The organism is Limisphaera sp. 4302-co (assembly GCF_049537155.1).
Taxonomy (GTDB): Bacteria; Verrucomicrobiota; Verrucomicrobiia; order Limisphaerales; family Limisphaeraceae; genus Limisphaera.
Genome location: NZ_JBMVQZ010000003.1, coordinates 243,937 through 257,088 on the forward strand (window position 1 = coordinate 243,937; position 13,152 = coordinate 257,088).

The window sequence follows — 13,152 nt, forward strand, 5'->3', positions numbered from 1 at the left end:
GGTCATCCGACCGGCGGGAACAACAAACCAGGCAGAGACATGCGATCGGACATCATCAAACGCGGGTTGGAACGCGCACCGCACCGGGCCCTGCTGCGCGCCACGGGGGTCATCGAATCCGAGGCGGACTGGGACAAGCCGTTCATCGCCATCTGCAACTCCTACACCGATTGCATCCCCGGACACGCCCACCTCAACGAGGTCGGCCAGCTGATGAAACGGCTCGTCCGGGCGGCCGGCGGCGTGCCCTTTCTGTTCAACACCATCGGCGTGGACGACGGCATCGCCATGGGCCACTCCGGCATGAAGTACTCGCTCCCCTCACGCGAGCTGATCGCCGACTGCGTGGAATCCATGATCCGGGCCCACTGCTTCGACGGCATGATCTGCATCCCGAACTGCGACAAGATCGTGCCCGGCATGTTGATGGCGGCCATGCGGTTGAACATCCCCACGATCTTCGTCAGCGGCGGTCCCATGGCCGCCGGCGTGGCCCAGACGAACGACCAGAGTGACTTGCCCGCCCATCTGCGACCCGCCACGGCCAAAGCCGACCTCATCTCCGTCTTCAAGGCCGTGGGTGGGGTTCAAACCGGTCAACTAACCGAGGAACAACTCCGGCAGCTCGAGCAAGTGGCCTGTCCGACCTGCGGTTCCTGCTCCGGCATGTTCACCGCCAATTCCATGAACTGCCTCTGCGAGGCGCTCGGACTGGCCCTGCCCGGCAACGGCACCATCCTGGCCGTCTCCAAGGAACGCGAGGCCCTCTACGAACGTGCCGCACGGCAGATCCTCAAACTCATCGAATGGGACCTGAAACCCCGTGACATCGCCACGCTGGAGGCCTTCGACAACGCCATCACGCTCGACGTCGCCATGGGCGGCTCCACCAACACCATCCTCCACACCCTGGCCATCGCCCGCGAAGCGGGCATCCCCTACGACATCGGCCGCATTGACGCGATCTCGCGGCGCGTGCCCTGCCTGTGCAAGGTTTCCCCCTCGTCGGATTACCACATCCAGGACGTGCACCGGGCCGGCGGCATCCACACCATCCTCGGCGAACTCAAACGCGCCGGCCTGCTGCACCCGGATTGCAAAACCGTGACCGGCAGGACACTGGGGGAAAACATTGACGAATGGGACCTGCGCTCGCCCACCTGCAGCGCCTGGGCCCGCGCCGTCCGGGTTTCCGGCGCATCGGCACTCGTCCTGGACCCCAACGATCCCCTCGGCCCGGCGGCCCGTACGTCCGCGGGCAACCTCGTTCCCAAACCGCTGCTCTTCTTCCCCGCCGATCCGCTGGCGATCACCCTCTGGCGCTTCGCCGCAGCCTGGAACGCCGGAGACGCCGACGTCCTGCCCCTTTTGTTCGCGCCGCGGGCCTCCCTCCGCATGCCCGACGGCTCCACACTCCGCGGCCCTGACGCCTTGCGTACCGAACTGGGCCGCCTCCTTCAGGAATCACGCGGATGGATCCGTGCCGAGCTGGCCCAGCTCAAGGACGAGCCGGTCCTGCTGCTCTGGCAGTACCAGCGCGACACCACCCGGCTCCGCCATGCCATGCTCCGCGTGCGCCGGTTCGATCAGTGGATGATCCATCGCGCCGAGTGGATCTCCCAGCCCCAAAAACTCAACAAGGTCAAGCCCGGTGGCCTGATGCCCCACGACCCGGCCTTCATGTTCGACCCCGCAGACTGCATCCGGTCGCCAGCTCGTGCCTACTCACCCGACGGCGGCCTGGCCATCCTCTACGGGCAACTGGCCCCGGAGGGCGCAGTGGTGAAAACCGCCGGCATCAGCCAGGCCTTCAAGGACCGGTGCGGACCGGAGTTCGTCTTCGAAGGACCCTGCGTCATTTTCGAGAGCCAGGAGGACGCCTGCGCAGGCATCCTGGCGGGGAAGGTCAAACCCGGCGACGTCGTGATCATCCGCAACGAAGGCCCGCGGGGTGGCCCCGGCATGCAGGAGATGCTGGCCCCCACCAGCTACATCATGGGCATGGGCCTCGGCGACCACGTCGTGCTCATCACCGACGGCCGGTTCAGCGGCGGCACCTCAGGTGCCTGTATCGGACATGTCTCGCCCGAGGCCGCCGAAGGCGGGCCCATCGGCCTGCTGCGGCCGGGCGATCGTGTCCGGGTGGATTTCCCCAACCGGCGGATGGACATCCTCGTGCCCGAAGCCGAGTGGGAAGAACGGCGTCGCTCCTGGCAACCGGTTCGGCGCGAGCTCACCGGCTGGTTGGCCCGCTACCAGAAACTCGTCACCAACGCCAGTCAGGGCGCCGTCCTCCGGGCCTGAGCCCCGCTCGCCGGCCGGCCCCGCTCACCCGCCACAGGTGAGCAAAAGCCGCATGCCGGCTCTCCCGGACACACAGGCCGGCCCCTTTCACAAGGCAGGAAAAGACGGGCCCTGCCCCGTGGCTGCCGGGAACGGTCTTCGGGCCACGCTTGAGAACCTCATCGGAGCCGCTCCAGTCGCCCGTCCAACTCGATCACTTCCCCGGCTCGCGTGGGCCATTCCCTCACGTTCTCGCCCCAGGCCACCCGACACCGGTTGCCGAGCAAGGAGCGGATCCGCACCCGCTCCGGGCGGTGATCGCGCCAGCGGATGTCCACCTCGAACCCGCCCCGGGCACGCAATCCGCGAACCTCGCCGCCAGCCCAGGCCGAGGGCAACGCCGGCAGCAGCCGCAGCGTTCCGCGGCGATCGTGACTCTGCAGCAACATCTCTGCAATGCCGGCGCATCCGCCGAAATTGCCGTCAATCTGGAAAGGCGGGTGCGTGTCGAACAGATTGGGCAGCGTGGACTTCTGAAGCAGCGCCACGAGGTTTTCCCAAGCCCTGTCCCCGTCGAGCAAGCGGGCGTAAAAGTTGATGATCCATGCACGACTCCAGCCGGTGTGACCACCACCGTGGCGGAGCCGGTGCTCCAGGACCTTGCGCGCGGCCTCGCACAACTCGGGTTCGTCCCACGGGTTGATCTGATTCGCCGGGTGCAGCCCGTAAAGGTGGGAGACATGACGGTGACCGGGCTCGGCTTCCTCGTAGGGCCGGCCCCATTCGAGGATCCGGCCATCCGGGCCGATGCGCGGTCGGGCGAGCCGGGAAAGCGCCACGCGGACCTCCTCCAGCATCGGGTCATCCCGGTTCAGGATCCTTGCAGCTTCGAGAAGGTTCTCGAAGTTCTCGCGAATGATCATCTGGTCCATGGCATTGCCCATGGCCAGATTGAGCCGGCGCCCTTGGTACAGGTAAGTGTTCTCGGGTGAGGTGGTGGGACCCGAAACCAGCAGCCCCGTTTCGGGATCTTCCACAAGCCAGTCCAGCAGGAACGCGGCAGACTCGCGTAACAACGGATAGCCCACGGTCTCCAAAAACCGCCGATCTCCCGTGAACCGGTAATGTTCCATCGCATGCGCCGTACACCATGCGGCGCCCAGCGGCCACATCCCGTAACCCGGCGCGCCAATCAACGCCGCCCATTGCCAGGCGTCGGTCGTATGCGTGGCGGCGAATCCGCGGCAACCGAGTTTCCGGGCCAGTTCACCCCCGCTCCGGCGCAGCCCCTGGAGCAACCGGAAAAACGGCTCCGTCAGTTCCGGCAACCCGGTCACCTCGGCCGGCCAGTAATTCATCTGGAGGTTGATGTTGATGTGATAGTCCGCGTTCCAAGGAGCCTCCAAATGCTCATTCCACAAACCCTGAAGGTTGGCCGGCAGCGAGCCGGGCCGGGACGACGCAATCAGGAGATATCGACCGAACTGGAAATAGGTCTCGACCAGGTCGGGGTCCGAGGGATCCCGACGGAAAGCTTCCAACCGCACCGGCGTGGGCAGCGCGGCGCGATCGGGCGGCGTGTCACCCAGCTCCAGCCGGCACCGGTCGAACAGGCGGCGATGGTCGGCCACGCTCCGTTCGCGGAGATCCTCCCAAGAGCGGGCCGCCGCGCGGTCGAGCCGGCTCCGGCACACCGCTTCCCGATCGTTGGAAAGTGGCCGGTAAGGATCGTCGAAGTTGTAATCGGTCGCCGCGGCCAGGAAGAAACGCACCGACCGGGCATCGCGGACGGTCAACTCGTTTGTCCCGGTGATCACGTGCCCGCCGTCCGGGATCACCTTGAGCGCCGCCAACCAGCGCACACCAAGGTGACGGCCATTGTGCTGCGCCCGCCCCTCCATGATAAGCAGGTCGGGATCCGCAACCCGGGTGCGGAAATCGGCGGCGCGGTCAAGGCGGAAGCGGAGCTGCAAGCCGCCCTGCCCTTCGATGCGGATCCGGCCGGCCAGGACCTCATCCGGTGCGGAGGCAAACACCTCGCGCGTCACGCGGTGTCCCTGCCAGCGGTACTGCGTGGTGGCGATCGCAGTTTGAAGATCCAGGCGGCGATCGTACTCCGGCCCCCCGGTCTCCTCGGCCAGAAGGAGCACCTCTTCAGCAAAGTGGCCCGGGCCGCCTTCGTTGGTCACAAGAGCCACCAGAACGTGCGTGCCGGGCTGCAACACGGGCAACCGCAGGCGGTGTGCGCGCGCGTAATCCCCCGTCCGGCCCACCTCGACCCCGTCCAGATACCACACGCTCCGGTCATCCACGGGCGCGAGTTGAAGGACAAACCGGCCGTCTGAAGCCCGGACCTGCTCGGCCGTGAGGACGAACTCGGTTCGAAAGACCACGGACCGGCCGGGCGGAACCTCCCGCCCGCCGGACGTTTCGGCCGGCTGCCACCCGGGAGAGTCGAACCCCGGCCGATGCATCTCCGGCTCGAGCCGGGCGTCCTCCGGCGAACGCCGCCACTGCGTCAACCGAACCTGTGAACCGGCTCCTGCACCGTCAAGATGCTCGATCCACAGATCGCCCAACGGTTGGTAGGAACGCGGGGAGATCCGCGGTGCCAGGATCTCGCGCGCCACCCGGTCCTGTCCCTCGGCGTTGCGCCCCTCGAAGAAGAGTTTGCGGATCTCGGCCAGCTTGGGCGCCAGATCGGGAGCGTTGGTCGGAACCGGCGGGCCCGCCCAGACGGAATCCTCGTTGAGTTGGAGACGCTCGCGGGCAACCCCGCCGAAGATCATGGCCCCGAGTTTTCCGTTGCCCACGGGCAGGGCTTCCACCCATTCAGACGCCGGACGATCGAACCGAATCACCTGCCCCTGACCGGCCGACAACGGCAGGGTGAGGAACACGCAGAGAGCCGCGGAACAGCTCCAGGGTTGGCCGGCGAGTATTCGCATGCGCCGAGCCTAGCCCGGGGCCTCGCTGAGGGCAATGGCGGCCGCCAATGAATAAGTCCGGCAAACGCATGCGTCCCTTTCCAAGATGGACGTGACACATCGCCCCGGAGGCAAGCCCCGGCGCCCGCAGCCCGGCAGGGAATATCGGCAACAACCGGCAAGGGGACGGAGAGTCTTGCGTCTCTTTGCCGTGCTGCTGGCGACCAGCCTGGCCGGGCCGGGCCAAACCGCTGAAACCGATTCCTCCGGCCGCGGCGGGCCGGTTTGGACGGTGGATTTGAACCAGCAATTTCAAACCATCGAGGGTTTTGGCGCTTCCGATGCCTGGGCCGCCCAGTTCGTCGGCCGGTGGCCGGACCCGGCGAGGCGGCGCATCGCAGAACGGTTGTTCAGCCGGGCCTTCGACCCTTCCGGACGGCCCCGGGGAATCGGCCTTTCAATCTGGCGCTTCAACATCGGAGCCGGCAGCGCCGAGCAGGGTGCCGCGAGCGGCATCCGGGATCCATGGCGCCGGGCGGAATGTTTTCAGGACGCGCAGGGACAATGGGACTGGTCCAGGCAGGCGGGGCAACAATGGTTCCTGGAGGCGGCTCGTCAACATGGCGTGGAAACCGTGGTGGCCTTCGTCAACAGCCCGCCCGTCCATCTCACACGCAACGGCCGCGCCTGGGGCGACGGAAGCGCCTACAGCAATCTGGCACCGGAACGGTACGAGGCATTTGCCGACTTCCTGGCAACCGTCTGCGAGCATTTCGAACGAACCGGCCGCCCCTTCGATTACTTGAGCCCCGTAAACGAACCCCAATGGCGTTGGTCGCGCCGAAACGGACAGGAAGGTTGCCCCTGGACCAACGAGGAACTCCGCGCCCTGGTGCCTGTGTTGGGACAGGCACTCCGGGCACGTGGCCTGAAGGTCCGGCTGGTCCTTCCCGAGGCCGCCCACCTCACCCATCTGCTCCGCCGGACAGACGGCGAACCGCTCTGCTCGGATCAGTTGCGGGAACTCTACGGAACCCGGCCCGACGCCATCCTCCGCACTCCTGCAGTGGCCCCCATTGTCGCCGCCCATGGCTACGGCACCACCGACACCCGGGACCGAACCCGGGACATCCGGCGGGAATTGGGCCAACGACTCCGCCAGACCCAGCCGCCCCTGCGCTACTGGATGAGCGAATACTGCATCCTGGGCGAGGCCGATGACGGCAGGCTGCGCGGCCCCGGTCGGGACCTCGGAATGGAACCCGCGCTGTTCGTCGCGGAACTGATCCATCATGACCTCACACTCGCCCAGGCCACCTCCTGGCAGTGGTGGCTGGCCATCAGCCCCTACAACTACAAGGATGGCCTGATCTACGTGGATCGCAGCCCCGAAGGCGGTCAGGTGTACGAATCCAAGCTGCTCTGGGCCCTGGGCCATTTCTCGCGATTCGTCCGGCCCGGCGCACGTCGCGTGGCCATTCGGCCCTCACCGGAAGCCCCGGACCCGCAGGAAACCGAGGGCCCCTGGGTCTCGGCCTACTGGCACCCCGAAACGCAAAGCTGCGTCGTGGTGGCCATCAACCGAAGAGACCAACCCGTGTCCATTACCCTCCGTATCATCGGCGCTGAAGAACAAACCTTCCGGTCCTACCTCACCACGGCGGACCCGGAAACCAACCTCCAACCCGGCCCGCCGCTCGAACCGGGCCACCCCTGGACCCTGCCGCCCCTCAGTCTCGTCACCTGGGTTCTGGCCGGATCCCAGCGCACGCTAGAAAAGCAGCCCGCCCCGGCGCACCGCAGCCGATGAGCAACCAGGCCGGGAGCCCGGCCTTGGTCCTGGCCTGCCCTTGATCGCAGGTCTGCCCCGGGTGAACTCACAAACACCCCTCTTCCCTCACATCTGTCATGGTCTCATCGTCTCCGCAAAACTCGGCCCCGAACCGGCCCAGGTCCGGGTTCTCGCCCGTGAACCCGTCAAGTGCAACGACCCTGTACCAGTGCGAAACAAACCAAGGTTCCCGCGGCAGGGGCTGCGGAGGCAGGCCGGTGTAAGCCGGCGTTCGCTCGAGGTAGCCAAAGTTCTGGTACAGGTTGAAACCGGGCAGGAGGTCCGTCAGCACGAGCCGATGCCGGTTGAGTGTCTGCTGGAGGCGCCACCACTTTTCCAGGGAACTGTCATGGAACGTGAACCCGAAATAGCCGGCACTGCCGGCCTCCCTCAGTGCGGCAACACCCCTGAGGATGAATCCACGGATGGCGAGGTCAGTCTCCGGCGGGTCGGTGATGAACGTATCAAACTTCCCCAACCAGCTCTCCGGAAGCGGATGGCGCAGGTCATGCACATGCGCCTGGAGCGGTAACCGGAGTTTCTCGGCCCACTCATTGTCAAATGCCACAAGCCGCTCGTCGAGATCCACAACTGTCACGTGGGCCGGCTTGCGTGTCAGCGCCAGCACCAGACCGACCAGATCGTCCTCCGCGCCCAGGACCAGGATGCTTTTGCCCACCACATCGCCGCGGGCCATAGCCAGCCGTACCCGCGCAAGCGTGGACTCCGGCGTCACGAAGCCCTGCACGAACCGGCTGTCCGCGCCCGGGCGATGCCGCGCTATCTCGAAGAATTGTTCCTGTACCGACCGGTCCAGACCGGCCAGTATGCCGCGCCCGTTGCACATCGGGCACCCCGGATCCTCCAATGGCTGCAGACCGGCTCCCCTCGTCACGGCCAGCCCGTCCTTCGTCAATCTGGGCCCGTCTGCGCCCCATTCCAACAGCCCGGCCTCTTCCAGGGCAGCCAGCAGGGCCTGGATCTGTTTGATGGGCTGCGCGCCGAGTCTGTACAAGGCCCACACGGACGGCTCCGCAAGCAGCAGGGACAGCACGCGCTCCAAAGCCGGCCTGGGAACACGCGCACCGCATCGTTGCGATGCGGCCTCGATCACCAGATCGAATCGATGGCTGCTCATGGATCAGCTGAGTCGTATAACCGTATGTCGGCTGACCTTTTTCGGTTTCAACAGTTCGACCAGGTCCTCCTCAATCCCTTTCACCTTGTCCGCGTTGTCGCGGGAATAGTTGCATAGAAACAGATCCACGTTGACCAGGCCCTTCTCCGGCCAGGTATGGAGCGCGAGGTGAGACTCGGCCAGAATGCAAACCAGCGTCATGCCATCATGGGGAAAGCAATGAGCACTTGTCTTGAGAACGTGCACCCGATTGCGCACGAGCAGATCCCTCACGGCCTTCTTCAAACGCATTTTCTGCCTCAGATCAAACTCACATCCTTCGAAGTCTGCCAAGATTTGCCTGCTTTGCTTGGTTGCGCACATCGCTTTCATCGGACCATCCAACACTTCGCAGCGATGCCACACCCGGAGCCAGTACTCTAAAGACCTCGCTCCTCCAATCACACAAGCAGAAAAGCGTCCGCGTGTCCCGGACAGATTGGGCGGTCCTGCCGGGATACGGTTCCCCGCCCATGCACGCGATGGCTGCATGCAGCTCGCCCATCGCCGGAACCTGCCCTCACCCGTCCCCTGACGCGCCCAGGGAACGTCATTTGACGTCGTGCAGAGCACCCCGGGTCTGGCAGAACCCGCGGCAGGCCAATCGGCGCTCCGGTCGCCGCCTGCCAAGGCCGGTCGGTCAACAGCGGGAACCCGCTCCCTTGGTCACGTCGCGCAGGGTTCTTCAACCACGGGTCACACATCCTGTGGCTGGCACAGCAGCAGACCGCGGCCCACAACTCCAACTTCGCCTGCCTCATGAACAACCAAAACTGCCAGCCCGCCCGCCTCACCAGCCCCGGACGCAGATGGGCCCGCTCGATCCGGCGCGCCGACGCCGGAAGGACCAGGTCCATCCCGCAACTGTCGTTCCGGCCAACGAGAGCCGCCTCGCAGCAACTGTCCGTTCTGCAGCTTTCCCTCCGGCCTGCGCGCCCTGGCGATCCGTGGTCTCCGCCGGATGCACCTGCCGGACCTCTCCATGCGGATACCCGGGCCGGTGCGCAGACGGAAACCGGACGATCCACGACAGGGCGGCCCCCGCGATCGGTCCAAGTCAACGGGCCCCGAGCCAATGAAGCCCACGCCGCCCCCCCCGGGCCCGGGCTCACCAACACGCCGACCAGCCTCGGGAAGACACCCCAACCGAACAGCCCGACGAACAGATCCTTGCGGCCATCCGGCCGACGACGACCTTGCCCTGGCTCAAGAGTCCCCGCCCGCCGCGGTTCCCACCTTCCCTGCGAAACCAGGCCGGCAGCATGATCGGAAGTCTCCCATCCCTCCGACCACGGACGGTCCGGTCACCGCATCCATCCCCGGCAGCGTCTCGCCCGGGCCCTGCACACCGCACCGCCATCCCCGTTTCCTCCCATCCCCAAGCCGACCAGCCCGGGCCATTGGGCAGATCCTGCTGTCTCCGACCCCTTTCCGGAGCCGGACCAGAGGCCTTCTTGACAACCAGTACCAACTGCCGACGCAGGCAAACCGCTCCAACCCTGTGACGCCGGCACATGCACAGGCTCGCGTTGTCACTTTTCGAATCGATTTTGACAGCTTTGGAATTCATCAGGTCCCTTGAGGGTGCTAGAAAGGCCTTGTAACGCGCAGGTGGAATGCTGCCTGTGGGTGAAAACCAAACCGCGGTCGTGAGCCGGCTCCGGGACGACCGACCGGTCCGAGCAGATGGAACGCAGAACATCAAGACGCAAAACCTGAACTCACCCCGAAGAGAAAACCGACAACCCTGAGCGCGGAACAATGAAAAAAACATCCCTCCTCTTCCTGGCAGGATTCGTGGGCGCGCTGGTGCTGGGGCAGAGCACCGCGCAGGCGCAGTGGACGTATTTCGACGTCATTGACGGGGTCCAACACCCCTCCTCGGCCAACCCGAACACCTTCAACGCCACCACCGACAGCGCGACCGACTGGGTCGTAACCGGCGACGGTACACCCGAATGGCGCTATCGCAACACCGGTCCCGGACCGAAAGCCTGGGACGGCAACGCTTATCAAGGCCGTTTCTCCGAAGGTGACGTTCCCATCTACACCGTTCTCACCGGGTTGACTCCCCTGACGGACTATTTCGTCCGCGTCTACGGGGTGTTCCCCCAGTCGGCCACCAATGCCATCAGCAACCGCGCCCGGTGGGGTGCCGAGTTCAGCCTGGACAGCGGCACCACGTGGGAATACGTGGACACCTCGGACGACGTGCTCGGCCGTCTGGTCTGGGTGGACAACTCGACCGATTTGGGCACGCCTTTGGAAGGTCCCAATGGCGACACCCGGTTCTACGTCGTCCTGATGAACAAAGTCACGTCGGATGCCAGCGGGAACGTGCGCATCGACGTGCGTTTGCCGGAGCTCTTGTCCGACGGCCGCGTACAAGACCGCTTCGTTCTGGACGGCTACGCCCTGGCCGTGCCTGAACCCACGAGCCTTTCGCTGCTCACGTTGGGCGGTCTGCTGGCGCTCGGGTTGCGCCGGCGCGACGCCTGAACGTATCCGCAGACTCTCGCTCACAGGGCGGAGCCGGGTCGGCTCCGCCCTTCTTCTTTTTTCCACGCGGGCCGAATCCAGCCCTTCCGCCAAGGGCTGGGTCCGTGCCGGAAGAGTCTCCCCACACGCGGTGTCCGTGCCCCGGTGACCAAGCCAATGCCCGGCCGCCTTCATCCAGCCGCACAAGGCACCTGCCGCAGCCTTCCCACCTGCCGCGTGAGACGACCCCTCAGCCGCTCCGAGCGCACCCACGCGCCCGGGCACCGCCACCAGCGGAAGAACGGAGACCACCCTCACCCTCACACCGAATGAGCTGCAGGCATCATGATCCGCACGGAAAGTCCTGGTCTGCGAACCGGGGAGGTCCCGTTCATCGTCGCTCCCATGCTTTGCCTTTTTGCAGGGGCTCCGCCGTCAAATGGAGGAGCTTCGGCCGGCTGAGAAAGGCGAACTGTCGTGTCCGAGGCAAGTCGGGCGCAACCGTTTCTCCGGGGAACCTCCACGCGGATCGAACGCCGCAACCGAAAAAGCGCTCAGGGAACCAACCGCTCCCGGCAGGGGTCCAATCGACACGAGCAGCGTCGGGGCGTTCGTTCGGAGCAACGCCAAGCTGCCGCAGACCGATCGGACGCGGGTCTCGCATTGTCTTCAGCCGTCCACCTGCGCCGAGGGGCCCGGGCTGGAAGACCCGGGTTGGCCGGGAGGCATTCGTGCCCCTCCGTATCAGTGCAAGCGGGTACCGGCCGGCTTTTCTGCGCGCCGGTTTGGCGCAGGCCCGCGGTGCGCACGCGGGTGAATGGATTCGGCTCTCCACGGCGCATGGCACATTCTGCCGCAGCAACCCACGGGCACCCGCCTGGTCGCCGGCGGTGTCGGGCGCAGACAAAGGCCCACACTCCCCTTCCAAGCCGCGGCCGCATTCCCGGAGCCGCCCCCCTGGCCCGGGTGGCCGGGCATCGTGCCAATCATCCGGCGGTCGCACCGGGTGCGCGCTACCCTTTCACAAGTGACCGTCTTCTGAACCGCCTGCGGGGCCGACCCCAGGCCGCCCGGCGATCCGTACGATCCGTGCCCGCCCCTGGGGGATCAGGCCGGGCCGCGCCGTTGCCTGAGGGGGTCCGCTGGAGTAAGCTCGCGCTCCTATGAAGCTGGAGACGCTTTGTTTGCACGGCGGCACCCAACCGGATCCGGTCACGCTGGCGCGGGGCGTGCCGGTGCACCGGACCTCGTCGTACGTGTTCCGGAACACCGAGCACGCGGCAAACCTCTTCGCCCTGAAAGAGCTGGGCAACATCTACACCCGCATCATGAACCCCACCACGGAGGTGCTGGAAAAGCGGGTGGCCCTGCTCGAAGGGGCGCCCGAACTGGGAGGGTTGGCCCTGGCCTCCGGAACCAGCGCGGTCTTTTACTCGATCATCAACCTCGCCCAGGCCGGCGACAACATCGTCTCCGCGCGCAACCTCTACGGCGGCACCTACACGATGTTCAACGACATCCTGCCCACGCTGGGGATCCAGGTGAAGTTCGTGGACTCCACCCGGCCCGAGAACTTTGCCGCCGCCATTGATGACCGCACCCGTGCCCTGTTTTGCGAGACGCTGTCCAATCCCGCACTGGATGTCACGGACCTGGAGGCCGTGGCCGGGATCGCTCACGCGCACGGCCTGCCGTTGATCGTGGACGCCACGGCCAGCACGCCCTACCTGACGCGGCCGCTGGATTTTGGCGCGGACATCGTGGTCCATTCGCTCACGAAATGGTTGGGCGGACACGGCACCGGCATCGGCGGGATCGTGGTGGACAGCGGCCGGTTTCCCTGGGCCGCCGGCAAACACCCCCTGTACACCGTGCCGGACACCAGTTACCACGGACTGCGCTGGGGGCTGGATCTGCCCGAACCGTTGCAGCCGCTGGCCTACATCCTTCGGATGCGTACGGTGCCCTTGCGCAATCTGGGCGCCTGCATCTCGCCCGACAACAGCTGGATGTTCCTGCAGGGCATCGAAACGCTGCCGCTCCGCATGGAACGCCACTGCGCCAATGCCCTCGCGGTGGCCCGCTGGCTCAAGGAACATCCCCGCGTTTGCTGGGTGCGGTATCCGGGCCTGCCGGACGACCCCGAATACGCCCGGAATCAGAAATACCTTCGCGGCATGGGCGGAGCCATGGTGGTCTTTGGCATCAAGGGCGGCCGCCAGGCCGGACAAAAGTTCATCGACAGCCTGCGCCTGTTCTCCCACCTCGCCAACATGGGCGACGCCAAGTCCCTGGCCATCCACCCCGCCACCACCACCCATTCGCAACTGACGGAGGAACAGCAACGGGCCGGCGGGATCACTCCCGATCTGGTGCGCTTGTGCGTGGGGCTCGAGCATATTGATGATATTCTGGCCGACCTCGACCAGGCCTTGCAGAAGTCGGCCGCCTGACCG

The 13,152-nt window shown here is 65.9% G+C and carries 7 protein-coding genes and 1 pseudogene; 5 read left to right on the plus strand and 3 right to left on the minus strand.

The features are described from left to right. Window positions 1–39: 39 nt before the first annotated feature. Together ACPDIX_RS04855 and ACPDIX_RS04860 are read left to right on the plus strand one after the other, a co-directional pair. Window positions 40–1,152 (plus strand): annotated as a pseudogene (locus tag ACPDIX_RS04855) (dihydroxy-acid dehydratase); the annotation flags it as partial. A 528-nt stretch (window positions 1,153–1,680) separates the two neighbouring features. Next, complete coding sequence (locus ACPDIX_RS04860) at window positions 1,681–2,304, plus strand: dihydroxy-acid dehydratase (RefSeq protein ID WP_423430761.1); 624 nt, start codon at window positions 1,681–1,683, stop codon at window positions 2,302–2,304. Between the two features lie 158 nt (window positions 2,305–2,462). Here the strand turns inward: ACPDIX_RS04860 and ACPDIX_RS04865 are convergent, their stop codons facing one another. After that, window positions 2,463–5,231, minus strand: a complete 2,769-nt coding sequence (locus ACPDIX_RS04865) for a glycoside hydrolase family 95 protein (RefSeq protein ID WP_423430657.1) — start codon at window positions 5,229–5,231, stop codon at window positions 2,463–2,465. A 175-nt stretch (window positions 5,232–5,406) separates the two neighbouring features. Here ACPDIX_RS04865 and ACPDIX_RS04870 point away from each other — a divergent pair, with 175 nt between their 5' ends. Beyond that, entirely contained in the window at window positions 5,407–7,020 is a 1,614-nt protein-coding gene (locus tag ACPDIX_RS04870) for a glycoside hydrolase (protein ID WP_423430658.1), read from the plus strand. Window positions 7,021–7,087: 67 nt separating this feature from the next. Here ACPDIX_RS04870 and ACPDIX_RS04875 read toward each other — a convergent pair whose 3' ends face one another. Both ACPDIX_RS04875 and ACPDIX_RS04880 read right to left on the minus strand, forming a co-directional pair. Next, on the minus strand, window positions 7,088–8,179 hold the full coding sequence (locus tag ACPDIX_RS04875; RefSeq protein ID WP_423430659.1) for a bis-aminopropyl spermidine synthase family protein: 1,092 nt from the start codon (window positions 8,177–8,179) through the stop codon (window positions 7,088–7,090). Between the two features lie 3 nt (window positions 8,180–8,182). Further along, window positions 8,183–8,710, minus strand: a complete 528-nt coding sequence (locus ACPDIX_RS04880; RefSeq protein ID WP_423430660.1) for an S-adenosylmethionine decarboxylase family protein — start codon at window positions 8,708–8,710, stop codon at window positions 8,183–8,185. A gap of 1,269 nt (window positions 8,711–9,979) precedes the next feature. Between ACPDIX_RS04880 and ACPDIX_RS04885 the strand changes: the two genes are divergently transcribed. Continuing rightward, window positions 9,980–10,717: a PEP-CTERM sorting domain-containing protein gene (locus ACPDIX_RS04885; protein WP_423430661.1), complete on the plus strand. Its 738-nt coding sequence runs from the start codon at window positions 9,980–9,982 to the stop codon at window positions 10,715–10,717. Between the two features lie 1,142 nt (window positions 10,718–11,859). Continuing rightward, complete coding sequence (locus ACPDIX_RS04890) at window positions 11,860–13,149, plus strand: O-acetylhomoserine aminocarboxypropyltransferase/cysteine synthase family protein (RefSeq protein WP_423430662.1); 1,290 nt, start codon at window positions 11,860–11,862, stop codon at window positions 13,147–13,149. Window positions 13,150–13,152 lie beyond the last annotated feature (3 nt).

Coding starts and splice junctions, on each gene's coding strand:
- ACPDIX_RS04880 (WP_423430660.1), bottom strand. CDS start 8,710: ATGCAGCCATCGCGTGCATGGGCGGGGAACCGTATCCCGGCAGGACCG.
- ACPDIX_RS04885 (WP_423430661.1), top strand. CDS start 9,980: ATGAAAAAAACATCCCTCCTCTTCCTGGCAGGATTCGTGGGCGCGCTG.
- ACPDIX_RS04890 (WP_423430662.1), top strand. CDS start 11,860: ATGAAGCTGGAGACGCTTTGTTTGCACGGCGGCACCCAACCGGATCCG.
- ACPDIX_RS04865 (WP_423430657.1), bottom strand. CDS start 5,231: ATGCGAATACTCGCCGGCCAACCCTGGAGCTGTTCCGCGGCTCTCTGC.
- ACPDIX_RS04860 (WP_423430761.1), top strand. CDS start 1,681: ATGTTCGACCCCGCAGACTGCATCCGGTCGCCAGCTCGTGCCTACTCA.
- ACPDIX_RS04875 (WP_423430659.1), bottom strand. CDS start 8,179: ATGAGCAGCCATCGATTCGATCTGGTGATCGAGGCCGCATCGCAACGA.